This is a genomic window from Micromonospora sp. NPDC047527 (genome assembly GCF_040643015.1).
GTDB lineage: Bacteria > Actinomycetota > Actinomycetes > Mycobacteriales > Micromonosporaceae > Micromonospora.
On record NZ_JBEYTK010000010.1, the window covers coordinates 68522 to 95375 of the forward strand.

20 protein-coding genes are annotated in these 26854 nt (G+C 73.3%); 13 read left to right on the forward strand and 7 right to left on the reverse strand.

Annotated elements, in window-relative coordinates; translation table 11 throughout:
• Positions 1-18: 18 nt before the first annotated feature.
• Both ABZ808_RS28085 and ABZ808_RS28090 read right to left on the reverse strand, forming a co-directional pair.
• On the reverse strand, positions 19-3702 hold the full coding sequence (locus ABZ808_RS28085; RefSeq protein WP_357012167.1) for a hypothetical protein: 3684 nt from the start codon (positions 3700-3702) through the stop codon (positions 19-21).
• A 165-nt stretch (positions 3703-3867) separates the two neighbouring features.
• On the reverse strand, positions 3868-4677 hold the full coding sequence (locus ABZ808_RS28090; RefSeq protein WP_357012169.1) for a DNA-formamidopyrimidine glycosylase family protein: 810 nt from the start codon (positions 4675-4677) through the stop codon (positions 3868-3870).
• A gap of 110 nt (positions 4678-4787) precedes the next feature.
• Here ABZ808_RS28090 and ABZ808_RS28095 point away from each other — a divergent pair, with 110 nt between their 5' ends.
• Positions 4788-6056 carry a hypothetical protein gene (locus ABZ808_RS28095; protein ID WP_357012172.1) on the forward strand — a complete coding sequence of 423 codons (1269 nt, stop codon included), beginning with the start codon at positions 4788-4790 and terminating at the stop codon, positions 6054-6056.
• A 25-nt stretch (positions 6057-6081) separates the two neighbouring features.
• Here ABZ808_RS28095 and ABZ808_RS28100 read toward each other — a convergent pair whose 3' ends face one another.
• Entirely contained in the window at positions 6082-6375 is a 294-nt protein-coding gene (locus ABZ808_RS28100; RefSeq protein ID WP_357012174.1) for a CPCC family cysteine-rich protein, read from the reverse strand.
• On the reverse strand, positions 6350-7150 hold the full coding sequence (locus ABZ808_RS28105) for an SAM-dependent chlorinase/fluorinase (protein ID WP_357012176.1): 801 nt from the start codon (positions 7148-7150) through the stop codon (positions 6350-6352). The genes ABZ808_RS28100 and ABZ808_RS28105 overlap by 26 nt, the downstream gene beginning before the upstream one ends.
• A gap of 144 nt (positions 7151-7294) precedes the next feature.
• On the opposite strand from ABZ808_RS28105, the gene ABZ808_RS28110 reads away from it, so the two are divergent.
• Positions 7295-7891, forward strand: coding sequence for a hypothetical protein (locus ABZ808_RS28110; protein ID WP_357012179.1), 597 nt, complete (start codon positions 7295-7297; stop codon positions 7889-7891).
• Between the two features lie 377 nt (positions 7892-8268).
• Here ABZ808_RS28110 and ABZ808_RS28115 read toward each other — a convergent pair whose 3' ends face one another.
• The gene (locus tag ABZ808_RS28115) at positions 8269-12951 is read right to left on the reverse strand and encodes a DEAD/DEAH box helicase (RefSeq protein ID WP_357012182.1); all 4683 of its coding nucleotides are present in this window, start codon (positions 12949-12951) and stop codon (positions 8269-8271) included.
• 178 nt (positions 12952-13129) lie between these two features.
• Here ABZ808_RS28115 and ABZ808_RS28120 point away from each other — a divergent pair, with 178 nt between their 5' ends.
• The 10 genes from ABZ808_RS28120 (at position 13130) to ABZ808_RS28165 (ending at position 23466) form a co-directional block, all read left to right on the forward strand.
• Positions 13130-13516 (forward strand): hypothetical protein, encoded by a 387-nt coding sequence (locus tag ABZ808_RS28120; protein ID WP_357012184.1) that lies wholly within the window; start codon positions 13130-13132, stop codon positions 13514-13516.
• Between the two features lie 192 nt (positions 13517-13708).
• Entirely contained in the window at positions 13709-16549 is a 2841-nt protein-coding gene (locus ABZ808_RS28125) for a Na+/H+ antiporter subunit A (RefSeq protein WP_357012186.1), read from the forward strand.
• Positions 16550-16592: 43 nt separating this feature from the next.
• Positions 16593-17075 (forward strand): Na(+)/H(+) antiporter subunit C, encoded by a 483-nt coding sequence (locus tag ABZ808_RS28130; protein WP_357012188.1) that lies wholly within the window; start codon positions 16593-16595, stop codon positions 17073-17075.
• Positions 17076-17097: 22 nt separating this feature from the next.
• Positions 17098-18603, forward strand: coding sequence for a Na+/H+ antiporter subunit D (locus ABZ808_RS28135; protein ID WP_357012190.1), 1506 nt, complete (start codon positions 17098-17100; stop codon positions 18601-18603).
• Positions 18600-19214 (forward strand): Na+/H+ antiporter subunit E, encoded by a 615-nt coding sequence (locus ABZ808_RS28140; RefSeq protein WP_357012192.1) that lies wholly within the window; start codon positions 18600-18602, stop codon positions 19212-19214. The genes ABZ808_RS28135 and ABZ808_RS28140 overlap by 4 nt, the downstream gene beginning before the upstream one ends.
• Positions 19211-19474 (forward strand): monovalent cation/H+ antiporter complex subunit F, encoded by a 264-nt coding sequence (locus ABZ808_RS28145; RefSeq protein WP_357012195.1) that lies wholly within the window; start codon positions 19211-19213, stop codon positions 19472-19474. Before ABZ808_RS28140 ends, ABZ808_RS28145 begins: the two co-directional genes overlap by 4 nt.
• Entirely contained in the window at positions 19474-19827 is a 354-nt protein-coding gene (gene mnhG / locus ABZ808_RS28150; protein ID WP_357012423.1) for a monovalent cation/H(+) antiporter subunit G, read from the forward strand. Before ABZ808_RS28145 ends, mnhG begins: the two co-directional genes overlap by 1 nt.
• A gap of 177 nt (positions 19828-20004) precedes the next feature.
• Positions 20005-21360, forward strand: coding sequence for a hemolysin family protein (locus ABZ808_RS28155; protein ID WP_357012197.1), 1356 nt, complete (start codon positions 20005-20007; stop codon positions 21358-21360).
• Positions 21357-22421: a hemolysin family protein gene (locus tag ABZ808_RS28160; protein ID WP_357012200.1), complete on the forward strand. Its 1065-nt coding sequence runs from the start codon at positions 21357-21359 to the stop codon at positions 22419-22421. The genes ABZ808_RS28155 and ABZ808_RS28160 overlap by 4 nt, the downstream gene beginning before the upstream one ends.
• A gap of 115 nt (positions 22422-22536) precedes the next feature.
• Entirely contained in the window at positions 22537-23466 is a 930-nt protein-coding gene (locus ABZ808_RS28165; RefSeq protein WP_357012204.1) for a sporulation protein, read from the forward strand.
• A gap of 17 nt (positions 23467-23483) precedes the next feature.
• On the opposite strand, the gene leuE is transcribed toward ABZ808_RS28165, so the two are convergent.
• Together leuE and ABZ808_RS28175 are read right to left on the reverse strand one after the other, a co-directional pair.
• Entirely contained in the window at positions 23484-24155 is a 672-nt protein-coding gene (leuE, locus tag ABZ808_RS28170) for a leucine efflux protein LeuE (protein WP_357012206.1), read from the reverse strand.
• Entirely contained in the window at positions 24155-25396 is a 1242-nt protein-coding gene (locus ABZ808_RS28175) for a bifunctional pyridoxamine 5'-phosphate oxidase family protein/GNAT family N-acetyltransferase (protein WP_357012208.1), read from the reverse strand. Before ABZ808_RS28175 ends, leuE begins: the two co-directional genes overlap by 1 nt.
• A gap of 34 nt (positions 25397-25430) precedes the next feature.
• Here ABZ808_RS28175 and ABZ808_RS28180 point away from each other — a divergent pair, with 34 nt between their 5' ends.
• Positions 25431-26771 carry an aminotransferase class I/II-fold pyridoxal phosphate-dependent enzyme gene (locus ABZ808_RS28180; RefSeq protein ID WP_357012211.1) on the forward strand — a complete coding sequence of 447 codons (1341 nt, stop codon included), beginning with the start codon at positions 25431-25433 and terminating at the stop codon, positions 26769-26771.
• The last annotated feature ends 83 nt before the right edge of the window (positions 26772-26854 follow it).

The window sequence follows — 26854 nt, forward strand, 5'->3', positions numbered from 1 at the left end:
TGAGCCCCGCCCGCCCGGTCACGGTGGGGTGGTGACCGGGATCGGGCCGGTGTACGCCGAGCTGCCCACGACGTTGAACGACCGCACCCGGTAGTGGTAGGTCACGCCCCGGGCCAGCCCGGTGTTGGTGAAGCCGCGACCGGTCACCGTGAAGGTGGCGACCTCCCTGCCGAACGCCGGGTCCAACGCCCGCTGGACGATGAACCCGGCCCCCGGGCCGGCGGGTGTGTTCGCCGTCCAGCCCAGGACGACCGTGGCGGTGTCCGGCCCCGGCGCGCTGGCGGTGGCGCTCACCCCGGCCGGGGTGGCCGGCGCGGGCGGGGTGCTCACCGTCGCCACCGTCGACCAGGCCGAGGCGGCGCCCAGGTACGTGGTCCGGACCCGGTAGTAGTACGTGGTGTCGGGCGCGATCGTGGCGTCCAGGTGGTTGTCGCCGACCCCGATCGCCGTGGTGCCCGGCCCGCTGGTGAAGGTCGGGTTGGTGGCGCGCTGCACATCGATGCCGGTGGCGAAAGACCGGTTCGTCCAGCGCAGCGCCACCCGCAGCGGAGCGGCCGGCGGGATCGCCGCGATCAGGCCAGCCGGGGCGGCCAGCTGCACCGAGGCGGGCACGCTGTTCGACCAGGACGAGTAGCTGACCTCGTTCTCCGCCCGGATCCGGTAGTGGTAGGTCACGCCCGGAGTGACCGTCGCGTCGGTGTACCGGGTGGCGGCGGCCGCGACGGTGATCGTCGTGACCGCGCCGGCGAAGGTCACGTCGGTGGCCCGTTGCAGCAGGTGGCTGGTCGCGGACGGGCGTCCACCGTTGCCGGTCCAGGTCAGCGCGATGGCCGGCAACGCGGTGGCCGAGCCGGGCACCGGTGTGGCGGTCAGCCCGGTCGGCGCCCTCGGCGTCACCCGCAGCACCAGCGGTCGGTTCATGCCGAGGTCACGGTGACCGGCGAGCTGACTGTGCCAGCGGTACTCCCAACCCAGGTTGACCAGTTGGTTGACCACCACGGCGGGTCGCCCGTCGGCCGGGCTGACCGGAGTCGACCCGGTCCGCGCCCCGGGCGGGCGGCCCGGGTCGAGCAGGCGAACGCTGTCGCCCAGCTTGAACGGCAGCGCCGGAGCGACCGGGCGCAGCGCCACCACCACGTCCTCCCGGGGGTTGACCCGGACGATCTCCTTCCAGCCCAGCTCCGCGCCGTGCGGTGGCCGCAGTGTGCCGTCCCAGCCGACCCGGTTGACCACCTGCACGTCGCAGCCGCCGAAGCGCAGCGGCTCGGTCTGCCGGACGTTCCCGCTGATCCGCCAGAGCTGCGTCCCGTCGGTCGGCGCTCCTACCGGTACGGCCGGGTCGGCGGCGAACAGCACCTCGGTGACCGGGTCGGTGGCCCCGAGCGGCAGGGTCGCCGAGGTGAGCGGCCCGGCCAGCGGGTGGCCGACGCCGAGCCGTCCGGCCAGCCGGCCGTGCCCCGGCTCGAAGACGTGCTGCGCGGCCTTGACCTCGATCGGCAGGGTCACCGGGACGGCGCCGCCGGCGGGAGTGAACGTCACCGTGGCGGCGTGCACCGGCACGGTCGTCTCGGCAGCCGTCCGGGTGCCGAACGCCCGGTCGTACGCCGGCTGCGGCACGATCGGCGGGCGCTGGCTGGCCGCGTACGCCACGGGCAGGCGCTCCCGCAGCCGGTCCAGGTCGTACGGCGGTGCCGGCGCTCCGGTCACCCGGAACTGGAGCAGGGTCCGGGTGTTCGGGCCGTACCCGGGCTCGGTGGGCGGTGGGCCGCCGTCGGCGGTCCGGTCCGGCGCGTCGGTGTGCTGGTCATAGCGCGGGTCGAAGCCGGGCAGCGGCGCCGGGGCGTCGTTGTAGAGGATCAGCGTGCTGCCCGGTGGCACGGCGGAGAAGTCGACAAGCACGTCGGCGCGCTCACCGGGGGCGAGCAGCAGCGTGTGCCCGTCGACGTTGAGCACGGTCGGGTCGAGCCGGTCGTAGCGGTAACTGATCGGCCGGCTGGACAGCACCACCGGTGCGGGCAGCAGCCCGGCCTCGTTGCCGATCTGGATGAACGCCGGCCCGGCGGCGCGCGGGTCCGGCACACCGCCGTCCCGTGCGTCGGTCGGCCACCCGGCCGGCTGGTCCGCCGCCCGCACGGCGGGCACCATCGGCACCTCACCCGCGTCCGCGTCGGCCAGACTCCCGTCGTCGGTCCACATCGGCGCGTCGGAGCACGCTCGGTAGAGCTGGAGGTTGAGGCCGCGGTCCAGGCAGGCGTTGAGGATCCGGAACCGGTACGCGCGGGGCCGCACCTCCAGGTACGGGTAGGCGACGCCGTTGACCAGGGGCGTGTCGCCGTACGCCTCGGGCACCGCGGACGGGTGCGGCACTCCGGGGCGCAGCGGCGGCTCGGCCGGCGCGCCCACCGGGTCGTGGTGCGGGTTCGGCACCGGGCCCGGCCCGACCAGCGGCGGCCCGCCGGTGATGTGGTCGGCTGCCGACCAGCCGTCCACGGTGGAACGGGCGTCGGCCCGGCTGCCGTCCGGGGCCGGGTTGCGCGACCAAGGGCCGTAGTCCCACCGGCCGGTGGGGTTCCGCCCGCCGGATCGGTACGGGTTCTGCCGAGGCTGGTAGACGTGGGGGTGCCAGAGGCTGCCCCGGGCTCCCCAGCGTTCCCGGTCCCAGGTCGGGTCCTCGGCGGCCAGTTGGGTGTCGTCCGGCACGAACGTCTTGTCCTCGATCACCAGGGGCAGTTGCTCGGCCGGCAGCACCCGGTCAGCGACGAGTTGGTCCTCGGCCGGGTCGGTGAGCAGGTAGAGGGCGAGTTGCCCGCCGTAGACGGTGAGCCGGGCCAGGCCGAGGGTGTTGTCGTGCAACCACAGCAGCCGGCCGCTCTGCTCGTTCGGGTAGTAGAGCGTCGTGGCGCCGGCACCGGGTGGCGGCATGTCCGGCACGTGCGCCAGATTGACCCCGGTCGGGTACGGGGTGATCTCCCCGGCGGGAGTGATCCACTGCTCGGGGTTGCCGGCGCTGGTCCAGCCGGTCTGCGCCCCGGCCAGGTGCAGCACCGCCCGGTTCTGCGGGTACGGAGCGGGGCCGTCCAGCGGGCCGATGCCGGCGCCCTCGACGGTCTCGTCGACCGGCAGGAACAACTCGCCGGCCCGGCCGGTGGGAAGCTGGTTGATGAACTTCACCCGCACCGGCCGGCCCCGCCGGGCGCGGATCATCGGGCCGAGGTGCCAGGGTCGCTCCGGGGGCGCCACCGTGTTGTGGCCCGACACGTCGGTGCCCAGGTTGAGCTGCCGGTAGCCGCGCAGCCGGGTGGCCGGCAGGTCCCGGTGCAGCCGTTGGGCGTACTCCTGTAGGCCGATCTCGTAGTAGTCGCAGCCCGGATAACTGATCGTGTCGGGCACCGCCACCGGCAGGTAGCTGCCAAGGTCGGTGCGACCCAGCTCGCCCGGGGTCGGCAGCGCGTCGACGAACTTCCGCAGACCGGTGCCCGGCACCAGTTGACCGTGCGGGTCACGCGCCGGGCGAGGGCTGTGCGCGAAGTTCGGCACCGGGCCGAAGCACCGGGGCGCGACGGCGGGGTCCAGGCTCGCCGCCGGGGTCGCCTCCTCGGGGGTACGAGCGGCCGGCACGGGCGCCGCCCGCCCGTTGGCCTCGTCGCTGCCCTGGGCGGGCCGGTCGAAGAACGTGGAGCGGAGTCTGCGAAACATCGCCATGGCTCTCCCCGGGGTCGGGGCACGAGAGTCGCCACCCCGACGTGGCGAACCTCGGCACTCTGCTGACGATCGGTGAGCACTCAACCGCAGCATGCGACGTCCGACGCCAGATAGGAATTACCCAATCGTCCGTATCTGGGATGAGCTCGATCGACGAGGCCCCGGTCAGCCGGGCGGCAGGTCGCTCGGGTGCTCCGGCTGGCAGACCGGGCACCAGTAGGTCACCCGCTCGCCCAGCTCCTGCTTGCGGATGGCGGTGCCGCAGCGGCGGCAGGGCTGGGCGCGGCGACCGTACACGTAGCTGGTCTGCCCCCGGTGCAGCGAGCCGGTGGTGCTCTGGGTCCAGCGGCCCCGGTTGGCGGCGAGCAGCCGCTGCGCGAGTGCCGCCATGCCGGGCAGGTCGGGCACCGCGCCGACCGGTGTCCACGGCGACACGCCCCGCAGGAAGAGCACCTCGCACTTGTAGAGGTTGCCCACCCCGGCCAGGTTCCGCTGGTCGAGCAGCGCCTCGCCGATGGTCTGCTCGGGGTGGGCGGTGAGCCGGCGGACCGCCTCGGCCGCGTCCCAGTCCGGGCCGAGCAGGTCGGGGCCGAGGTGGCCGGCCAGGCGGTCCTCCTCGGCGGTCGGCACCAGCGCCAGCTCGTGCAGGTGGTAGCCGACCGCGACCGCGCCGGGGCTGCGCAGCACCACCCGGATCAGGTGCGCCGGGCGGCCACTCCAGCGTTCCCCCGGCGCGTACGCCCGCCACACGCCGTCCATCCGCAGATGCGAGTGCAGCGTCCAGTGCGCGTCGTCCGGGGCGGCGAGACGGAGCAGCAGGTGCTTGCCCCGGCTGGTCGACTCGCGCACCGTCCAGCCGGTGAGGTCGGTGGTGGCCAGCTGCGGCACCCGGAAGTCACTGCCGGTGAGCCGCGCGCCGGCCAGCGCGCGGTGCAGCACGCGCGCGGTGTTCCAGACGGTGTCACCCTCGGGCACCCTGCCATCCTCCCTCGGTCGAGCAAGATTCGCATGTATCGCTATTTGTACCTCGGTTCCTCATGATCTCCAGACATGGCAGGGTCAGGGGGGATCTGAGGAGAATGCCCATGAGACGACCTCATTGTCGTATCCGCTCCACCACCCTCACCGCCGCCCTCGCCCTCGCACTCACGGCCGCTCTCGTGCCCATCACCAGCGGATTCTCGTCCGCCACCCCGAGCGTCGGCGGCCTGGTCACCCACACCGCTGTCGCGCCGGGTGGCGAACGGTGGAGCACCGACCTCTCGGTCGTCGACCGCGACGACGTCAACGTCCGGCGTACCCCCGCCGGTCTGCGGCTGCGCGAGGCACGATCCACCGGGCGTAGCCCGCGTAGCCCGCACAGCGCGGTCGCCGAGGGCATGCTGCTGACCGCCCCGCGTACCCTCGCCCGCCCGGCCACCCGGGTCCGCGCCGAGCTCACCGCGGACGTTCCCGCCGGTGCGACAGTGGAGGTGCAGGTCCGGGGCTGGCGGGTCAGCGGCTGGACCGAATGGCGGGCCGCGACCGCCGGCGCGGTCTTCGACCGGCCGGTCAGCCAGGTGCAGACCCGGGTGGTGCTGACCGCGCCCAATGGCGGCGCCACCGCGACGGTACGCGGCGTCCAGCTCACCGCCGACGCGACCGCCGCCGTCTCCGCCGCCACGCCCGGCCGCACCTACCGGGTGTACGCCACCCGGATCGGGCTGGTCGGCGAGGTGACCGCCAACGGCCGCACCGTGCAGCCGCGCGACCACTTCGTGGCCCTGCCGTCACGCCGTGGCCTCTCCCCGCTCAACACCGGCGACTACACCGTGCGGGTCTGCACCACCACGGGGTCCCGCTGCGAGTACGCCCCGGTCTGGGACGTCGGGCCGTGGAACACCCGCGACGACTACTGGAACCCCGCTGCCGTACGGGAGAACTGGAAGAACCTGCCACAGGGCCGGCCCGAGGCGCAGGCCGCCTACCAGTCGGGTTACAACGGCGGGCGGGACCAGTTCGGGCGGACCGTGCTCAACCCGGCCGGCATCGATCTGGCCGACGGCACCTTCTGGGACGGCCTGAAGCTCACCACCAACGCCTGGGTGGACGTCGCCTACCTGTGGACCGGCGGCGGGTCGCGCGGTGTCGTCGGCGACGGGCCACTCAACATCCGCAGCGGGGCCAGCACGTCGTACGCGGTCCGTGGGCTCGCGGCCCGGTTCGCCAACGTGCCGATCCAGTGCTACGTCACCGGTCAGTCGGTGACCGGCCCCTACCGCACCACCACCCGGTGGAACCGCCTGGCCGCCGGGCAGTACGTCAGCCACGCGTACATCTCCGCCGTGTACGGCGGCACCGTCCCGGTCTGCTGATCCGGTCTCGCCCCGTCGGGCGCCGTCAGGGGCGCTCGTCGGGGCGGGCCGGGCGCACCATGTCCTGGTAACGCGGATGGCTGGCCCCGTAGACGGCGTAGTTGAGCCGGGCGTACGACAGGCTCAGGTCGCCGTTGGCGCCACCTCGCACCGCGTCGGCATCGGCGTCGGTCTGCCCGTCGTCTGTCCAGAAGCAGACCGGGCAGGTCCCGCCGCCGGTGCGAGAGGCGCAACAGGGACAGCCCACGGGAACTACGTGTTCACCCACCGAGGCAGCATTCCACAGTTGAATGTCACCAGGCCACCCGCAAAAGATCACCCGGGCCTACCCCGAGGAGGTCCACCGCGCGACCACCATTGACCGCTATCGCCACCCGTTCGGCCGAGTCGACGTACACCACGAGGCCGCCGTCGGGTGCGTCACCGAAGGTGCGTCCGCGCACCGCTGTCCGACCCGGCGTCGGCCCCGGCGGCCCCACCCGCACCGTGGCCGCAGGCGGGCCGAGGTGTTCGGCCGGTGCGGCCAGTTGGACGTTGCCGAAGTGATCCACGGTCAGTACCTCGGCGGTGAACCCGTCGGCGTCGGGGGCCACGATCGGCGGCGGCAGCCGGACCAGCCCGGCCGGGTCGATTGCCGGGCCCGCCTCGGCCAGCGGCGCGCCGAGCGACAGCCGGGCCGCTACCGGCGCGAAGACGTCCCGGCCGTGGAACGTGCCGGACACCCGGGTGGCCAGCCAGCGGGGCTCGGTGAGTTCCACCGCGGCGGTCACCCCGCCGAGCGCGGCGGCGGCGTCCGGCAGCAGCCCGTTGTCCGGGCCGACAAGCAGTCCGCCCGCGGTGGCCAGCGCGACACCCCGCCGGGTGGTCCCCACCCCCGGGTCGACCACCGCCACGTGTACGCCCACCGGCAGGTACGGCACCGTCTGCGCCAGCACGGCGGCGCCCCGCCGGACGTCGGCCGGCGGCACCAGGTGGGTCACGTCGATGATCCGGGCGGCCGGCGCGATCCGGGCGATCACCCCGTGGCAGGCGGCCACGAAGCCGTCGGTGAGGCCATAGTCGGTGGTCAGTGAGATCCAGGGCGTGGCGGCCATCCCCGCAGGTTAGCGCTCCGCGCCGGTGCCAGCCCTGTGGTGTACCCGGGCTGCGCGGCCGACCGACGATTGGCGGAAATGGGACAGAGCGCAGTGGCCGACCGGCCCCTCCCGTCGTCGGGCGCCGACCGGCAGACTGCCCTGGTGACAAATCGGAGCCTGCCCGCCGTCGGTGTTCTCCTGGTCGCCGTCGCTCTCACCGCCGGCTGCGGCAGTGACGACGCCGACCGGCCGAGCGCGGCCCCATCCGCCTCGTCCCTCCCAACCCAGGAGGCCACCGCTCTGCCGGACGCCCCACTGCCATCGGCGGTTCCGTCCGGCCCCGCCGGCAGTGCCGCCACCCCGGGCCAGCCCGCTGCGCCGCCGGCTCCGCCGCAGGGCCCGACCGAGCGTCGGCCGGCGAGCCAGCCGCCGGTGGTGTTGCCCGCCCGCCCGGCCGGCGCGCCCGGTGCCCAGCAGGTCGTCGACGCGTTCCGGGCCGCTGGCCTGAAGGTGCCGCACCCGAAGGACCGGTCCGTCGATTGCGGACCGGACGGGCTCGGCCTGGGCTGTTCAGAGATCGTCGCCACCGATGCCGTCACGGTCTACGTGTTCCCCGACGAGACCAGCGCCAGCGACATCGCCGAAACCTGGGGCGGCCAGTCGTACCGGCGCGGCGCGGTGGTGCTCAACTACCTGGAGGCGAAGACCCCGGCCGCCGACCGCCCGCGCTACGAGAAGGCCCTCAACAGCCTCCGCTGAGCCAGACCCTCAACGCCGGTCGCCGGTCGCCGGTCGCCGGTCGCCGGTCGCCGGGCTGTGGGCAGCGTGCTGTGGGGCGCCGGGCTGTCGGCGTTGAGCGGTGGGTACTGGCGTCAGCGACGAGGCAAGCCTCTATTTCGAGCGTGATGTCTGTGAGGCATCAATATGTCTCACAGACATCACGCTCAACTGAGTGAGGCCGCCGGGCCGGCGTCGCGTGAGTGAGGCTGCTCGGTTCGTGTCGTGTGAGTCGGCCCTCGCCTGGGTCGGCGTGGCGTGGGTCGTGCGGGGTTGGCGTCGGGTGAGTTAGCCCGGCCCGGTCGGCGTGGCATGGGTCGGCGTCACGTTGGTCGGGGGCGGGCGCTGGGGAGTGGGGTTCAGCCGCGTAGGCGTAGGCCGCGCGGGGTGGCCCGGAAGCCGGCGGCGGTCAGCGCGTCACGCAGCGCTGAGGAGTGCACCGCCTCACCGTCGGCGCGTTCCACCGATATCGCGCCCAACGCTCCGGAGTGGACGGCCTCGGCCAGCGCCTTGCCGGCCGCCGCGAGCGTGTCGGTGTCGTCGGTGAAGGAGAGCAGCGTCCGGCCGCCGCGTTCCACGTACAGCACCAGGTCGCCGCCGACTGTCACCACCAGGGCGCCCGCCTTGCGGCCGGCCCGGTGCCCGGTCGCCGGGGCGGCCCCGTCGCCCGAGTCGACCACGCGCTCCGGCCAGGGCAACGCCGCGCCGTACGGGTTGGCGGGATCGGTGGCGGCGAGCACCATGGCCGGCCCGCCCCGACCCCGGGTGCCGTCGGCGGTCTCGGCCAACGCGCGCAGGCGGTCCACCGCCCCGGGCACCGCGAACTGCGCCGCGCCGAGGCCCTCGACGAAGTAACCGCGGCGGGCCGCGCCGCGCTCCTCCAGCGCCGACAGCACCGGGTAGACCGCCGAGAACCCGCCGACCACCTGCTCGGCCATCACCGCACCACGGGTGACCACCCCATGCCGCTCCAGCAGCACGTCGGCGAGGGCGGCGGCACGCCGGGTCGGATCGAGATCTCGCTCCGGTAGGCGTGACCAGCGACCGGCGACCGTCGGCGGGCCGCCCCGGGTGGGCAGCGCCACCCGACCCGGCCGCCGGTAGCGGGTGCGCGGCGCGGACGGCCGCGAGCGGTGCGCCCCACCGGCCCCGAGCACCGCCCGTAGCGGGGCGAGGGTGTCGTTGGTGAGGTGCCCGGCCCAGACCAGGTCCCAGATCACCCCGGTCAGCGTGGCGTCGTCGGTCGAGCCGACCCGGTCGGCCAGCGGCCGGAAGAACAGCGCCTGCCCGTCGCCGAGGGCATCGAGCACCGCGTCGTGCAGCGGGGTGCGGGTCAGCGCGTCATCGGGGGGCGCGAGGAGCAGCGGCGCGGCGTCCGCGTACGCGAGGGTGACCCAGCCGTCACCGCCGGAGATGGCCCCCGAACCCGCCCAGAGCACCTCCCCGCTGGCGCACAGCTCGTCGAGTTGGGCGGGGGAGTAGTCCGCGACGCGGCCGGGCAGCACGAGCCGCTCCAACGCGGAGGCCGGCACCGCCGCGCCCTGCAACTGCTCCACGGTGGCGGCGAGCGCCTCCACGCCTCGGGCCGACGCGCCGACCTGCTGCCAGCGGGGCAGGAAGGTTGCCAGCGCCCGGGGCGGCACCGGCTCGATCTCCCGGCGCAGCGCCGCGAGCGAGCGGCGGCGCAGCATCCGCAGCACCTCGGCGTCGCACCACTGGGCACCGGCCGAATCCGGGGTGAACTCCCCGGAGACGACCCGCCCGGTGGCGGCGAGCCGGCGCAGGACCTGCTCGACGACGAACACCCCGAGCCCGAAGCGGGCCGCGCAGCTCGCGGCGGCGAACGGGCCGTGGGTGCGGGCGTAGCGGGCCACCAGGTCGCCGAGCGGGTCGGCCACCGGTGCGAGGTACGCCTCGGCCACTCCGACCGGCAGCGCCACGCCGAGCGCGTCCCGCAGGCGGGCGGCGTCCTCGACGCCCACCCAGCGCTGCTCGCCGGCGATCCGGACCCGCAGCACCCGGCGGGTGGCCTCCAGGTCGGTCAGCCAGGCCTCCGGTGCACCCCGCGCGGCCAGCTCGACAGTGCTCAGGTCGCCGAGCACCCGCAGCAGCTCGACCACGTCCTCCGCGTCGCGGGGGCGGCGTTGCTCGGTCAGCCAGCGCAGTTGCCGGTCGGTCTCGGCGAGCACCGCCGGGTCCAGCAGCTCGCGCAGGTCGACCCGGCCGAGCAGCTCGCCGAGCAGCGTGGAATCCAGCGCGAGCGCGGCGGCGCGCCGCTCGGCGAGCGGGGCGTCACCCTCGTACAGGAATGCCCCGACGTAGCCGAAGAGCAGCGACCGGGCGAACGGGGACGGCGCGCTGGTCTCCACTTCGACCAGCCGGACCTTGCGGGCCGCCAGGTCACGCATCAACCCGGCCAGCGCCGGCTGGTCGAAGACGTCCTGGAGGCATTCCCGGGCCGCCTCCAGGGTGACCGGGAAGTCGGCGTACTCGCGGGCGACGTCGAGCAACTGTGCGGCACGTTGCCGCTGCTGCCAGAGCGGTTGGCGGCGGCGCGGGTCACGGCGCGGCAGCAGCAGCGACCGGGCGGCGCACTCCCGGAACCGGGCGGCGAAGAGTGCCGAGGTGCCCACTGACTCCTCCACCAGTTGGGCGATCTCGTCGGGCTCGAACACCACCACATCGGCGCCGGGTGGCTCGTCGGCGGTGTCCGGCAGGCGCACCACGATGCCGTCGTCGGAGGGCATGACCTGGGCGTCCACCCCGTACCGCTCGGCGAGCCGGCGGCCGACGGCGAGGGCCCACGGCCCGTTGACCCGCGCGCCGAGGACGCTGTGCACGGCCAGGCGCCAGTCGCCCAGCTCGTCGCGGAACCGCTCGACCACGATGGTGCGGTCGTCGGGCAGCGAGCGGGTGGCCTCCCGCTGCTCGCGCAGGTAGGCCATCAGGTTGGCGGCGGCCCAGTCGTCCAGCCCGCCGGCGCGCAGTGCGGCCAGCGCCGCCTCGTCGCTCTGCCGCAGCAGGGTGCGGACCCGGGCGCCGATGGCCCGGCCCAGCTCCACCGGCCGGCCCAGCTGGTCGCCCTTCCAGAACGGCATCCGGGCGGCCTGGCCGGGAGCCGGCGAGACCAGCACCCGGTCGGGGGTGATGTCCTCGATGCGCCAGGAGGACGAGCCGAGCAGGAAGACGTCACCGACCCGGGACTCGTAGACCATCTCCTCGTCCAGCTCGCCGACGCGGGCGGCCCGCTCGGCGCCGGCCAGGAAGACCCCGAACAGGCCCCGGTCGGGGATGGTGCCGCCGCTGGTCACCGCGAGCCGTTGTGCGCCGGGGCGGCCGGTGAGCAGGTCGGTGGCCCGGTCCCAGACCAGCCGGGGGCGCAGCTCGGCGAAGGCGGTGGACGGGTAGCGGCCGGAGAGCATGTCCAGAACGGCGTGCAGCGCGGAGTCGGGCAGCTCGGCGAAGGGCGCGGCGCGGCGGACCAGCACGGCCAGGTCGCCGAGCGGCCACGGCTCCAGTGCCACCATCGCGACGATCTGCTGGGCCAGCACGTCGAGGGGATTGCGCGGGTAGTGCAGCTCCTCGATCGCGCCGTTGGTCATCCGCTCGGCGACCACCGCGCAGGAGAGCAGGTCTCCGCGGTGCTTGGGAAAGACCACCCCGCGCGAAACCGCGCCCACCTGGTGCCCGGCCCGACCGACCCGTTGCAGCCCGGCGGCCACGCTGGGCGGTGCCTCGATCTGCACCACCAGGTCGACCGCGCCCATGTCGATGCCCAGCTCCAGACTGGAGGTGGCCACCACCGCCGGGAGCTGCCCAGATTTGAGCGCCTCCTCGATGTGTTTGCGCTCTTCGCGCGAGACGCTGCCGTGGTGGGCGCGGGCGATCACGGGCGTCGCGCCGGTGGCCGCGCCGGACTGCGCCATCACCGCGGCCGGCGGCCGGTTGCGGACCGGCCCGGCCGGGTCACCCCACCGCTGCCCGCCCGACGCCGGACCGCCGTTGGCAGCCGGGCCGTCGTTCGCCGGCAACCCTTCCGGTACGCCGATAGCACCGTCGCCCGACGCGGCGACCAGCCCTTCGGCGGCCAGCCTCTCGGCGGCAAGCTCGTTGAGCCGGGCGCAGAGGCGCTCGGCGCTGCGGCGGGAGTTGGTGAAGACGATTGTCGAGCGGTGTTGCCCGATGAGGGTGAAGACCCGCTCCTCCACGGCCGGCCAGATCGAGGCGCGGCGCGGCCCGGGGACACCGAGGTCGTCCTCCGGTGGCTGGTCCTGCTCGTCCAGTCGGGTCATGTCCTCCACCGGGACCTGCACGCTGACCTCGATGGTCTTCGGCGTGGCCGGCTGCACGACGTCGACCGGCCGGGCGCCGCCGAGGAATCGGGCGCAGGCGTCGATCGGCCGGACGGTGGCGGAGAGGCCGATCCGTTGTGCCGGGGAGGGCAGCAACTCGTCGAGGCGTTCCAGCGACAGGGCCAGGTGCGCGCCGCGCTTGCTGCCGGCCACCGCGTGCACCTCGTCGACGATCACCGTCTGGACACCGCGCAGCGAATCCCGAGCTGCGGAGGTGAGCAGCAGGAACAGCGACTCGGGCGTGGTGATGAGGATGTCGGGCGGGGTGCGGGCGAAGGCGCGTCGCTCGTCGGCCGGGGTGTCGCCGGTGCGCATGCCGACGGTGATGTCGGGCGGGGCGACGCCGAGGCGGGTCGCCGCCTGCCGGATGCCGGCCAGCGGGGCGCGCAGGTTGCGCTCGACGTCGACGGCGAGAGCCTTGAGCGGGCTGACGTAGAGCACACGGCACCGCTGCCGGGTCTCGGCCGGTGCGGGCTCGCGAGCCAGCCGGTCCAGTGACCAGAGGAAGGCCGCGAGCGTCTTGCCGGAGCCGGTGGGCGCCACGACGAGGGCGTTGCGCCCAGCGGCGACCGACCGCCAGGCGCCGGCCTGGGCGGCGGTGGGTGCGGCGAAGGCGGCGTCGAACCAGGCGCGGGTGGCCGGGCCGAACCCGTCGAGCACCCCGCCCGTGTCCACATCTGCCCCGGTCACCGGACCATCGTGCCCCGCCGGTACGACAACCACGAGCGTCCCCGGTCAGAACAGTCCCGCCTCCGGCAAAAAGCACTGGATGCGTGGTTAAGTACGTTAAGTCTCACTTAACTGCTTGCTTGTGAGGTGCAACATAACGTAACTTCACCGCAACGCGAACCGGGGTGGAGGCGATGAGATGGCCAAGGAGCCGCGACACGTCGAACCCGGCACCGATGTGCTGATCCGCAAGGTCGACAGCCACCTCGCCACCCTGCGCGGCGGCCTGAACGGGCCCGAGTTGGCCCTCGCCGAGCGCCTCGCCCGCTGCCTGCGCGAGTTGGTCATCTCCACCGCCCAGGCCAGCGCCGCCGACCGTGGTCAGGTGCGCGTCGCCGTCCACTACTTCGTGTTGCGCCGGGAGAGCAGGGGTCGTCTGCTGTCGATGCGGTCCCTGACCGTCGCCGAGCGGGTGGTCAGCAAAGTGGCTCGCCAACTCGGCCGCGCCGACCTGCTGGCCGAGTTGCGCGCGGGCGACGCCGACATGGACGACGCGCAACCCATCAGTAACGCCCTGATAAGCTGATCTCCGGCGGCCTGTTGGTCAGTCGGCCACCGACGCGTTTTCGCGCACTCGCTGGCTGACGGCAGCCGCCACTTTGCCCGCCCGATAGGGGACGAATAATGGCAATGGCGCTCGCGCGCTGGCGAAGTGGCGTCTGATCGCTGCTAGGCGCCACAGCTGTACGGGCGTCGGCCACCACGATCGGGAGCGCGAGTGCTGTTACTACTCATCCTCCACCTCGTGGCTGCCGTTGCGGCGCCTCTACTCGTCCGTTGGTGGGGTCCACGGGCGTTCTATGCGCTGGCGCTGGCACCTGCCGCGGCGTTCGGCTGGGCGCTCGCCCACACGCCCGCCGTCGGTGACGGCGGTGCGGTGGTCGAGACGTACCCGTGGATCAAGGAACTGAAGCTCGACATAGCGCTGCGGGTCACCACCCTGTCCTGGCTGATGACCCTGCTGATCGGCGGCGTCGGTGCGCTGGTGATGGTCTACTGTGCCCGGTACTTCAAAGCCGGCTCGACGGGGCTGGCGCAGTTCGCCGGGGTCCTGGTCGCCTTCGCCGGCGCGATGCTCCTGCTGGTCTTCTCCGACGACCTGCTGTTGCTCTACGTCGGCTGGGAGCTGACCACGGTCTTCTCGTACCTGATGATCGGTCACAGCACCGAACGGCGGTCCAGCCGGTGGGCGGCGGCGCAGGCGCTGACCGTGACCACGCTGGGCGGGCTGGCGATGCTGATCGGGTTCATCATGCTGGGCGAGCATGCCGGCAGCTACCGCTGGTCCGAGATCGCCGCACAGCCGCTGCCCAGCGGCGGGTACCTGATCGCGGCGGTGCTGCTGATCCTGGCCGGCGCGCTGTCCAAGTCGGCGGTGCTGCCGTTCAGTTCATGGCTGCCGGCAGCGATGGCGGCACCCACGCCGGTCAGCGCGTACCTGCACGCCGCCGCCATGGTCAAGGCCGGCGTCTACCTGGTCGGGCTGCTCGCGCCGGTGCTCGCCACGGTCGACCCGTGGCGGCCCGTGGTGCAGGTCGCCGGCGTGGCCACCATGCTCGTCGGCGGTTGGGCGGCCCTGCGGCAGACCGACCTGAAGCTGTTGCTGGCGTACGGGACGGTCAGTCAGCTCGGCCTGCTGATCGCGGTGACCGGCGCGGGCACTCCGGCCGCCGCGCTGGCCGGCACGGCGATGCTGCTGGCGCACGCGCTGTTCAAGGCCTCGCTGTTCCTGGTCGTCGGCATCATCGACCATGGCGCCGGCACCCGCGACCTGCGTCAACTGTCCGGGCTGCGGCGCTGGTCCCGGCCGCTGTTCGTGGTCGCGATCCTGGCGGCGGCGTCGATGGCAGGCGTGCCACCGCTGGTCGGTTTCGTGGCCAAGGAGGCGGTGTTTGCGGCCTTCACCGACCAGCCTCTGCTCCTCGCCGGGCTGGTCGTCGGGACGGTGTTCACCGTCGCGTACAGCGCCCGGTTCCTCTGGGGCGCGTTCGCCGACCGGCCGGGCGTGGAACCGGTCGCACCGGCCCCGATCGCCGCGTCGATGCTCGTCCCGCCGGCCGTGCTCGCCGGCATCGGGCTGCTCGCCGGCCCGGCCGCCGCCGTGCTGGACGGCCTGCTGAGCCCGTACGCCGAGCTGTTCGGCGCGGTCGACGCGCACCTGGCGCTCTGGCCCGGCATCACCCCGGCGCTCGGCCTGTCCGTGTTGGCGCTGGCCGGCGGCGGTCTGCTCTTCGCCCTGCGCGGGCCGCTCGCGCCGGTGCTGGCCCGCCTCCGCTCGCCGGTGGGCGGCAACCAGGGGTACGAGTGGGTCGTGGGCCGGTTCGACCGGCTCGCCACCGACGTGACCGGGGCGACCCAGCGGGGCTCACTCCCGCAGTACCTGGGCATCATCCTGGTCACCCTGGTGGTGCTGCCCGGCGGCGCGATGCTCGCCGCCGGCCCGTGGCGAACCCGGATTCCACTCTGGGACAACCCACTGCAACCGGTGGTCGTGGTGGTGATCGCGGTGGCCGCGCTGCTCGCGGTCGGTGCCCGCCGGCGGCTGACCGCGATGCTGCTGGTGGGGGTGACCGGCTACGGCACCGCGATGCTCTTCATCCTGCACGGCGCGCCCGATCTCGCGCTCACGCAGTTCCTGGTGGAGACCGCGACCATCGCGGTCTTCGTGCTGGTGCTGCGCCGGCTACCGCAACGGTTCTCGGCCCGCCCGCTGCGCCGCAGCCGGTGGACGCGCCGGGTGATCGGCGTGGCCGTGGGCGTGGTGGCGGGTGGGCTCGCCCTCGTCGCGGCCGGCGCCCGCCGGGCACCGGACATCTCTGCTGCCTTCCCGGACCTCGCGGTGGGCGAGGGGTACGGCCGCAACGTGGTCAACGTGACCCTGGTCGACATCCGGGCCTGGGACACCATGGGCGAGGTGTCGGTGCTGGTGGTGGCCGCGACCGGGGTGGCCAGCCTGATCTTCGAGCGGTCCCGCACCGGACCGCGCCCGCGTCGGCCGGAGCCGGTCCGGGCTCCCCGGACGGCACGGTACGGCCGGCGGGTGTGGCTGCGCGGCGGGCCAACCCTGTACGAGGAGCGGCGCTCGATCGTGCTGGAGGTGATCACCCGGCTGATCTTCCACACGGTGGTGTTGTTCTCCCTGTTCCTGCTCTTCTCCGGGCACAACGCGCCGGGCGGCGGCTTCGCCGGTGGTCTGGTGGCCGGCCTCGCCCTGGTGGTCCGCTACCTGGCCGGCGGCCGGTACGAGCTGACCGAGGCGGCGCCGGTGGGCGCGGGCCTGATCCTCGGCGCCGGGTTGGCCGTGGTGGTGGGCAGCGGCGTGGTGTCGTTGCTGGCCGGTGGTGCGCTGCTGGAGAGCGCGAAGATCGACTGGTCGTTACCACTGATCGGCGATATCCACCTGGTGACCTCGCTGTTCTTCGACATCGGTGTGTACCTGATCGTGATCGGGCTGGTGCTGGACATCCTGCGCAGCCTCGGTGCCGAGGTGGACCGGCACATCGAGGCGACCGGGACCGGATCGGGCGGACTGGCCGTCGACAAGGGAGACCGGCCATGAGGGTGAGTCAGCGAGTGCGGCCAGTCGCGAAACGCGGTGCGGCATGACGGCCGGTAACGCTGGGCCGACGGTGGTGTTGGTGCTCGCCGTCGCGGTGCTGGTCGGCTGCGGCGTGGTCCTGTTGCTGGAGCGCAGCCTGACCCGGATCCTGCTCGGCGTGATCCTGGCCGGTAACGGGGTCAACCTGCTGATCCTGCTGGGTGGCCGGCCCGGTGGGGCGCCGGTCGTCGGCACCGGTCCGGTGGACGAGATGAGTGATCCGCTGTCGCAGGCCATGGTGTTGACCGCCATCGTGATCACGTTCGGGTTGTCGGCGTTCCTGCTCGCCGTGGCGTACCGCAGCTGGTACCTCACCGGGGACGACGAGGTGCCCGACGACCTGGAGGACCGGCAGATCATCCGCCAGGCCGAGCGCAACGAGGTGGGTGCCGTCGACCACGGCGGGGAGGGCCCGGACGAGGACCCGGAGCAGGTCGATCCGGAGCCGGCGCGCCGTCGGCTGCGGCACGAGGGCGAGACGGGATGACCGGGGCAAGGTGGGGGACTCGATGAACAGCCTGTTGCCGCTGCCGGTGGTGGTGCCGTTGCTGGGTGCGGCGCTGACCCTGCTGCTGGCGAGCCGGCCCCGGATTCAGCGTTCGGTCAGCGTGCTGTGTCTGGCGAGCACGTTCGTCGTCGCGGTGGTGCTGCTAATCCAGGCGTACCGGTATGGGCCGGTGGTGTTGGCGATCGGGGGGTGGCCGGCGCCGGTCGGCATCGTGCTGGTCGCCGATCAGCTCGCCGCGCTGATGGTGGTGGTGTCCTCGGCGGTCACCCTGTGCGTGCTGCTGTACTCGATCGGCCAGGGCCGCAGTGAGACGGCCGAGACCACTCCGGTGGTGATCTTCCACCCGACGTACCTGGTGCTCACCGCGGGCGTGACGAACGCGTTCCTCGCCGGTGACCTGTTCAACCTGTTCGTCGGCTTCGAGATCCTGCTGGCGGCGAGTTTCGTGCTGATCACGCTGGGGGGCACCGAGGCCCGGATCCGCACCGGGTCGACGTACGTGGTGGTCAGCATCCTCTCCTCGATGATCTTCCTGACCGCGGTGGGTCTGGTGTACTCGGCCACCGGCACGCTCAACCTGGCGCAGCTCGCGCAGCGGCTCGACGATCTGCCCGACAACGTCCGGCTGACCCTGCAGCTGATGCTGCTGCTCGCGTTCTCGATCAAGGCGGCGGTCTTCCCGTTGTCGGCCTGGCTGCCGGACAGCTATCCCACCGCCCCGGCCCCGGTGACGGCGGTGTTCGCGGGACTGCTCACCAAGGTGGGTGTCTACGCGATCATCCGCACCGAGACGTTGCTCTTCCCGGACGGGCAGGCCAGCAAGCTGCTCATGGTCGTCGCGGGGTTGACCATGGTGGTCGGCATCCTTGGGGCGGTGGCGCAGTCCGACATGAAGAGGCTCCTGTCGTTCACCCTGGTCAGCCACATCGGCTACATGATCTTCGGGGTGGCGTTGAGCACGATCGCCGGGCTCTCCGGCGCGATCTTCTACGTGGTGCACCACATCACCATCCAGACCACGCTGTTCCTGGTCGCCGGGCTGGTCGAGGAGCGGGCCGGCAGCACCGACCTGCGCCGTCTCGGCGGGTTGGCCCGGGTGGCGCCCCTGCTCGGAGTGCTGTTCTTCGTTCCGGCGATGAATCTCGCCGGGGTGCCACCATTCTCGGGCTTCCTCGGCAAGCTCGGTCTGCTCGAGGCCGGGGTGGCGGCCGGCGGGGCACTGCCGTGGGCGCTGGTGGCGGCCGGCACGTTGACCAGCCTGCTCACCCTCTACGTCGCCTCCCGGGTGTGGAACATCGCATTCTGGCGGGCACCCCAACTGGCCACCACCGAGCCGGTCGTCCGGCTGCCCACACTGATGGTCGGCGCCACCGTCGGCCTGGTCGTGTTCGGGCTGATGCTGACCGTGCTGGCCGGTCCGCTCTTCGACGTCACCGCCGACGCGGCCACCGACCTGCTCTCGCGTACCCCGTACGTGAGGGCCGTGCTGCCGGGAGGTGCGCCGTGACCGATCCGCGCGCGACGACGCCAGGGCCCGCCCCCGAGCCGCCCACGTCGCCCAGAGGGCGGTTCGGCCGCTGGCGCGACCAGGCGGTGGCCCTCGGCTGGCTGGTGGTGGTCTGGAATCTGCTCTGGGGCGAGATCACCTGGGCCAACCTGATCGGCGGTGTGCTGGTGGGCGGCGCGGTGCTGGTGTTCTTCCCGCTGCCACCGGTCACCTTCGGCGGCCGGCTGCGGCTCGGGGCGCTACTGGTGTTCGTGGGCCGGTTCGTCGTGGAGCTGGTCAGCGCGAGCCTGCACGTCGCCCGGATCGCCGTGCAGCCCGGCTACCGGCCGCGCGGGGCGATCATCGGGGTCCGGCTGCGGGTGCCGACCGACCTCAACATGGCCCTCACCGCCGAGGCGGTCTCGCTGGTTCCCGGCACGCTGATCCTCGAGGTGGACCGGGACGCCGCGACGCTCTACCTGCACGTGCTGGACACCCGCGGCCCGGAGGACCTGACCCTCGCCCGGGAACGCACCTACGCTCTCGAGCGGCGGATCGTCCGCGCGGTCGGCAGCGCGGCCGAGGTGCGCTGCGTCGAGCCCGATTCCGCCGAGAAGGGAAGCAACCAGTGATCCTGATCCTGGCCGCCGTCCTCACCGCCCTGCTGTCGGTGACCGCGCTGCTCGCGCTGATCCGGCTCTACCGGGGCCCGTCGCTGCTGGACCGGGTGATCGCCGCCGACATGCTGCTCGCCACCATTATCGGCGCGGTGGGTGCGGAGGCGGCGGTCAACCGGCACTCCACCACGCTGCCCGTGCTGGTGGTGCTCTCCCTGCTCGGCTTCGTCGGCTCGGTGTCGCTGGTCCGCTTCGCCGTTCGGGAGCAGGCGTGATCGGCGTGGTCGCCGACTGGGTCGGCGCCGCCTGCCTGGTGGCGGGCGCCCTGCTGGCACTTGCCGCCGGGATCGGTGTGCTGCGCTTCCCGGACACCCTGTCCCGGATGCACGCCGCCACGAAGCCCCAGGTGCTGGGGGTGCTCCTGCTGCTGCTCGGCATCGCGCTGCGGCTGCGGACCCCGTCCGACATCGGGATGATCCTGCTGGTAGGCGTGTTCCAGCTGGCCACCGCGCCGGTCGCGGCGCAGATGATCGGCCGGGCGGCCTACCGGGCCGGGCGTCTGGACCGGAGCCTGCTCGACGCTGACGAGCTGGCCGAGCGCGGGCCGAGCGGCGGGCAGTTGGGGTGACGGCCGGGCGCGGTGAACCGGACGATCAGCGCCTTCGGCCCACCCTCAGCGGAGTCCCAGCCAACGCCGATAAAATGGCAGCATGATCGACTCTTCTGCCCAGGAGGGCAGCAGTAGCCAGCCGGGTCGTGCCCGGCATATCCCCGCCCCGACGACCCCGGGAGCCCTGAGCGACCCGTGTTGATCGTCGTTGGTCTCCTTCTGATTGTTGTACTCACCGCTGCCACCGGCTACTTCGTAGCCCAGGAGTTCGGTTACGTCGCCGTGGACCGGGGCAAGCTGCGCCAGCTCGCCGATGACGGCGACCAGGCCGCCGCCCGGGCTCTGACCGTCACCAGCCGTCTCTCCTTCATGCTCTCCGGCGCGCAGCTCGGCATCACCGTCACCGCCCTGCTGGTCGGTTACGTCGCCGAGCCGTACCTCGGCGGTGGCCTCGCCGAACTGCTCGGCGTGGCCGGCGTCAGCACGTCGGTGAGCCTGCCGCTGTCGGTGGCACTTGCCCTGGTCATCGCCACCGTCGTGCAGATGGTCCTCGGCGAGTTGGCCCCGAAGAACCTGGCCATCGCGCGGGCCGTGTCGCTGGCCCGGGCGCTGAGCCGCTCCACCCTCATCTACCTGGCCGTCGCCGGGCCGCTGATCCGGCTCTTCGACCGGGCTTCGATTCGTCTGCTCCGCCGGATCGGCATCGAGCCGATCGAGGAGCTGCCCAGCGGCGCCACCCCGGCGGACCTGGAACAGATCATCGCCGAGTCCCGGCAGGAGGGCAGCCTGGACGCAGAGATGTCCACGCTGCTCGACCGAGGGCTCGACTTCCGTGAGCTGACCGCCGGCGAGGCCATGGTGCCGCGCGTCGACGTGCACACCGTACGGGCGCACGAGCCGGTGAGCCGGGTCGTCGAGTTGCTGGACACCGGCCACTCCCGGTTCCCGGTGCGCGGCGCGGAGGGCGTCGACGACCTGATCGGCATCGTCGGCATCGCCGACGTGCTCGGCGTACCGCCGGGGGAGCGGGCCACCACCGCGGTGAGCGCGGTGGCGGGGCCGCCGCTGCTGGTGCCGGAGACGTTGCCGCTGCCCACGGTGCTCGACCGCCTGCGGTCCGGGCACCGGCAGATGGCCTGCGTGGTCGACGAGTACGGCGGGTTCGCCGGCGTGATCACGCTGGAGGACATCGCCGAGGAGTTGGTCGGCCCGATCCGGGACGAGGACGACCCACCCGATCGGGCGCCCGCCCGGCAGGACGACGGGTCCTGGGTGGTGCCGGCCCGCTGGCGGATCGACGAGGTCGCCGACAGCACCGGCATCGCGCTGCCCGAGGCCCCGGAGTACGACACCCTCTCCGGGCTGGTCATGCGGGAGTTGGGCCGGGTGCCGGAGGTCGGTGACCGGCTGGAGATCAGCCTGGTGCGCGAGGGCGCGGACGGTGAGGACCACGACGCGGAGCCACGGGCGCTGGTCGAGGTGCTGGCCGTGGACCGGCACGTGGCCGACTCGGTGCGGTTGCAGCTGACCAAGCCGGGGGTGACCGCATGAGCCCCGGAATCGCGCTGCTCACCTCGGTGGTGCTGCTGGCGCTGAACGGGTTCTTCGTGGCCGCCGAGTTCGCACTGGTGGCCAGCAAGCGGTATCGCCTGGAGCAGGCGGCCGCGAGCGGTGGCCGCGCGGCCCGAGCCGCCCTGGACGGTGTCCGCGAGTTGTCGCTGATGCTGGCCGGAGCGCAGTTGGGCATCACGCTGTGCACCCTGGGGCTGGGCGCGTTGGCCGAGCCGGCGATCGAGCATCTGGTCAGCCCGCTGCTGCACGCGGTGGGCCTGCCGGACGCCGCCAGCCACGTGATCGCCCTGGTCCTCGCCCTCGGCTTGGTCACCTTCCTGCACCTGGTAGTGGGGGAGATGGCGCCGAAGTCGTGGGCGATCACCGACGCGGAGCGGTCGGCGACGCTGCTCGCGTTGCCGTTCCGCGCGTTCGCCCGGGTGGCCCGGCCGGTGCTGTCGGCGTTGAACGCGCTGGCCAACGCGATCCTGCGCCTGTTCGGGGTCGAACAGCAGGATCAGTTGGCCCAGGTGCACGGCCCGGACGAGCTGCGGATGCTGTTGGAGCAGTCCCGCGAACACGGGTTGCTCGGCGCCGAGCAGCACGAGCTGCTCACCAGCATGCTGGAGTTGCAGGGCACGTCGGTGGCGCAGGTGATGGAGCCGTTCGCCACCATGGTCACCGTCCGGCGGGAGGACCCGGCCGAGCGGATCGAGCAGGTCAGCCGGGACAGCGGCCGGTCCCGGCTGGCGGTGCTGGACGCCGACGGCGAGGTCTGCGGCCTGGTGCACGTCCGGGAGGCGGTGCGGGTGGTGACCACCGGCCGCGTCGCCACCGCCGAGGAGCTGATGACGCCCGCGTTCACCCTGCCCTCGACGTCCTCGGTCACCGAGGCGGTGGCCGCGATGCGGGCCAGGCAGTCCCAGCTCGCGTTGGTGCGCAACGGTGGTGGCCCGTCCCGTCCGGTCGGCTTCGTCGCCCTGGAGGACCTGCTGGAGGAGGTCATCGGCGAGTTCGACGACGAAACCGACACGGTGCCACGCGGGCGACGTATGCGGTGAAACCGGAGGGGTGGTCACTCTTCGCCGAAGTCGAGGTGACCACCCGCCGGGTCCGCGAACCTTGAGGTGACCTCGCGGACGCGAGGCTCCAAGGGCGTGGCCTGGTGGGGGCGCGGTGCGGCTGACGGGGGTGTCTCGGGAGTCCGGCGGGACCGGGCTGTCCGTACAGACCACGCTGCCCAACCCGAGCACCCGTCCGGGCCTACGCCTGCCGGGCCGGGTGACCCTCGCCGCCGGGCCGGACGACGTGCTGGTACGGCACATCCGGCTCGGCCTGGTCACCACGGTCGAGCCGAACGATCCGGAGGCCGCCCGGCGTCTGGTGCAGTTCCACCAACTGCCGATCGCCGGGCGGTTCGTCGTACCGGCTGGTCGACGGCGGGCGGTGGACTTCGCGTTGCCGTTGCCGTGGGAGACGCCGGTGACCACCTTCGGCGGCGTGCCGCTGCTGAGCCTGCGGATGGGGTTGCGGACGGAGGTGTCCGTCGACCCGGATCTGGATCAGGGCGCCATGGTGCCGGTGTTCGTGCACCCGATCCCCACGCAGCAGCACGTGTTCGCGGCGCTGGACACGCTGGGTTTCACGATCCGTCAGGCCGGGTTGCAGGAGGGTGGGCTGCCCGGGGTGGAGCACACCCTGCCGCTGCACCAGCGCTGGGGTTTCTGGGTGGGTCCGCTCTACGCCGGCCCGATCACCGAGCTGGAGGTGATCTTCGTGACCAACTCGGCGGGCCTGGAGGTGATCCTCTGGATGGACCGTCGGCTGGCGTTGGCCGGCATCACCCACCAGAGCATCAGCCGGTTCCGGATCTGGCACGCCGACGCCGAGCAGCGGGACTGGGTGGCAACCGTGGACGGCTGGCTGCGTCAGGCGATCAACCGGCACGCCGCCGCGGCGGCGCACGCGGACTGGTCGGCGCGCATCACCGGGTCTCCGCATGTCAGCCGCCACCCGGACGAGCCGGTCCGTCCCGGCTACGGCCTCGGCGGCACCGCGGGCGGCGCGGGCATCGGTGGTGGCGGCAGCGGTGGCGACGGCACCTGACGCGGACGGGAGTGGGGTCAGCCGGCGCTGGCGGTGGCCAGTTTGAGGCTGAAGGCGAGGAACAGCGCGGCGATGGCGGTGGTGCCGCCGGCGGCCAGTCGACGGCGTTGGCGGAACTGCGTGGCCAGGAAGGTGCCCGCGAAGATCAACGCGGTCAGGTAGAGCACGCTGGCCGCCTGGGCGATCAGCCCGAGCAGCAGGAACGACAGCGCCGGCCAGGCGTAGTTCGGGTCGACGAACTGGATGAAGAACGAGATGAAGAACAGGATCGCCTTCGGGTTCAGCAGGCTGATCACCAGCGCCTTGCGGAACGGGCTGCGCATCGCCGCCGGCTCGGCGGCGTCGATGAGCCGCGGCGTGGTCGGGTCGTTGCGGTCGCGCCAGCGCCGCCAGGCGCCGCGCAGCATGCTCACCCCGACATAGGCGAGGTACGCGGCACCGGCGTACTTGATCACCAGGAACACCGGTGGGTACGCCTTGAGCAGCGACGCCACCCCGGCGGCGGAGAGGAACATCAGCACCGTGTCGCCGACGAACACCCCCGCCGCCGCCCGGTAACCGGTGCTGACACCCCGCTTGGCGGCGGTGGAGAGCACGAAGAGAGAGTTCGGCCCGGGCAGCAGAACGATGGCCACGGTGCCCAGTACGTACGTCCAGATGTCGGTGATCCCCAGCACGCCCGTCATCATCAGGCCACCGGTGCCGTCCGGCGAAGTCTTTCCCGCAGCATGGCCTGTGCGTTCGGCCACTCGTCGACGGTCATCGCGTACTGCACGGTGTCCCGCCAGGAGCCGTCCGGGCGCTGCCGGTGCATCCGCAGGACCCCCTCGCGGGTGGCGCCGAGCCGTTCGATGGCGGCCTGCGAGCGGACGTTGCGGATGTCGGTGTGCCAGGCCACCCGCACCGCCCCCAACTCGTCGAAGGCCCGGCCCAGCAGCAACAGCTTCGCCTCGGTGTTGATCCCGGTGCGCCACCACAGCCGGCCCAGGAACGTGTACCCGATGGCCACCGACCGCCGCTGCGGGTCGATCTCGTAGTACGAGGTGGTGCCGACCACCGCCCCGGTCACCGCGCAGCGTTGCACCCAGGCCACCCGCTCGCCGCGCTGCTGTGCGGCAAGGGCGGCGGCGACCACGGCAGCGGTCCCGGCGGGCTCGGTGGCCCGCGCGACGCCGAGGTGTCGCCAGACCTCGTCGTCGGCCGTGGCGGTGTGCAGTTCGTCGGCGTGCGCCAGGTCCAGCGGCTCCAGCCGGACGTGCTCGCCGCGCATCGGCGCCGGGTCGTGCCAGGGCGTGCGGGCCTCCCGCAGGTACGCCGGCAGCGGCGCGGTGACCGCGGCGTCCGGCTCGGGCAGCCCGGCGGTCAGCCGCATCGGCAGCACGCCGGCCCAGTGCGGCAGGTGCAGGTCGGCCTCGTCGTCGCGGACCCCACCGCCGCGGGCCCGCACGGAGACCTCCCGCAGCGGCAACGCCAGCACGGCGGTCTCGGCCAACTCGCGGCGGGTGGGCGGGCGGCTGTCGCCGCTGCGGCCCGTGCCGACCTTCTCGACCAGCGCGGTGAGCATGGCGCTCTTCTCCTGCTCGTCGGTGACCAGCCGGGCGGTGCCGAGCGCCACCACCGAGCGGTAGTTGGCGCTGTGGTGGAACTGGGAGCGGCCGTAGACCAGCCCGTCGAGCAGGGTCACCGCGACGCAGACCGGCAGCCCGCCGTCCCGGGCGGCGAGCAGTGGCCGGCTGCCGGTCGAGCCGTGCAGGTAGAGCGTGTCGCCGATGCGGACGTGCAGGGTGGGCAGCACCCGTGGCTGACCGTCGACGGTGAACCCGAGCGCGCAGTGGTACGCCTCGTCGAGCACGGCGTGCGCGGCGGCCCGGTCGTAGCTCATCCGGTCGCGGGAACGGTTGGGGGTGGTCCGGGCGGTGGGTGGGTACATGGTCGCCCCTTTGTTCTAGTACAATCTCTTGTTTGTGTCAGCACGCTATCAGTTCACCGGAGCGACGGTCGTCGCGATTTCGGCCAGCATCGAGTCGGGCATCCGGACCGGCGCCCTGCCGCCGGGCGCTGCCCTGCCGCCGGTCCGGGTGCTCGCCGCCGAGCTGGGTGTCAGCCCGGCCACCGTCGCCCGCACCTACCAGGAGCTGCGCCAGCGCGGCCTGCTCGCCACCGCCGGACGGCACGGCACCCGGGTCCGCCCCCGCCCGCCAGTGGCCGCCCGCCGCTCCGCACTGCGCCCCGCGCCGCTGCCCGGCGCCCGTGACCTGTCCCGGGGTGAGCCCGACCCCCTGCTGCTGCCCGCGCTCGGCCCGCACCTCGCGGCGCTCGCCGCCGACATCGGCCCGCCGGTCGGCTACTCCCACGCCGGCGTGCTCCCCGAACTGGCCGAGGCGGCCCGCGCCCGGCTGAACGCCGACGGCGTGCCAGCCTCGGAGATCACCCTCACTGGTGGTGCGCTGGACGGCATCGAGCGGCTGCTCGGCGCCCACCTGCGCCCCGGTGACGCCGTGGCGGTGGAGGACCCGGGCTGGGCGAACCTGCTCGACCTGGTCGCCGCCCTGGGGTTGCGCCCGATCGGCGTACCGCTGGACGACGAGGGGCCACTGACGGCCGGGGTGGCCGCCGCACTGGCCGCCGGCGCCCGCGCGCTGGTGGTGACCAGCCGGGCCCAGAACCCGACCGGCGCCGCCGTCTCCGCCGCCCGCGCCGAGGAGCTGCGGGCGCTGCTCGCCGGTCGACGGGACCTGCTGCTCATCGAGGACGACCACGCGGCCGAGTTGGCCCGCGTACCCCTGCACCCGCTCGTCGGTGCGACCGAGAGCTGGGCCTTTCTGCGCTCGGTGAGCAAGCCCTTCGGCCCGGACCTGCGACTGGCGGTGCTGGCCGGTGATGAGACCACGGTGGCTCGGGTGGCCGGCCGTACGCGGGTCGGCGCCGGCTGGGTCTCCACCGTGCTGCAACGGCTGGTCCTCGCCCTCTGGCGGGACCCGACGGTCACCGAGCTGGTGCGGCGGGCGGCGCAGAGCTACGAGCTGCGGCGCGAGGGGCTGCTGGCCGCGCTGGCGGCGCACGGCCTGACCGCGCACGGCCGCAGCGGCATCAACGTCTGGCTGCCGGTGGCGGACGAGACCAGCGCGGTCACCGCGCTGCGCGACGTCGGCTGGGCTGTGGCCCCCGGCGCCCTCTACCGGATCGCCGCCCCACCCGCCCTCCGTATCACCGTCAGCCCCCTGACCACCGCCGACCTGGCCCCCCTGGCCGCCGCCCTGACCCAAGCCACCAACCCCACCCCACCCCCCGGCTTCCCAACCTGACCCCACCCCACCCCACCCACACCCCCACACCCCCCGCGATCTTGCGCTTTGTGTCGCGGATATGCCCGGTATGGGCGCTATGC

Coding starts and splice junctions, on each gene's coding strand:
- ABZ808_RS28085 (WP_357012167.1), bottom strand. CDS start 3,702: ATGGCGATGTTTCGCAGACTCCGCTCCACGTTCTTCGACCGGCCCGCC.
- ABZ808_RS28095 (WP_357012172.1), top strand. CDS start 4,788: ATGAGACGACCTCATTGTCGTATCCGCTCCACCACCCTCACCGCCGCC.
- ABZ808_RS28105 (WP_357012176.1), bottom strand. CDS start 7,150: ATGGCCGCCACGCCCTGGATCTCACTGACCACCGACTATGGCCTCACC.
- ABZ808_RS28120 (WP_357012184.1), top strand. CDS start 13,130: ATGGCCAAGGAGCCGCGACACGTCGAACCCGGCACCGATGTGCTGATC.
- ABZ808_RS28130 (WP_357012188.1), top strand. CDS start 16,593: ATGACGGCCGGTAACGCTGGGCCGACGGTGGTGTTGGTGCTCGCCGTC.
- ABZ808_RS28135 (WP_357012190.1), top strand. CDS start 17,098: ATGAACAGCCTGTTGCCGCTGCCGGTGGTGGTGCCGTTGCTGGGTGCG.
- ABZ808_RS28160 (WP_357012200.1), top strand. CDS start 21,357: ATGAGCCCCGGAATCGCGCTGCTCACCTCGGTGGTGCTGCTGGCGCTG.
- leuE (WP_357012206.1), bottom strand. CDS start 24,155: ATGATGACGGGCGTGCTGGGGATCACCGACATCTGGACGTACGTACTG.
- ABZ808_RS28175 (WP_357012208.1), bottom strand. CDS start 25,396: ATGTACCCACCCACCGCCCGGACCACCCCCAACCGTTCCCGCGACCGG.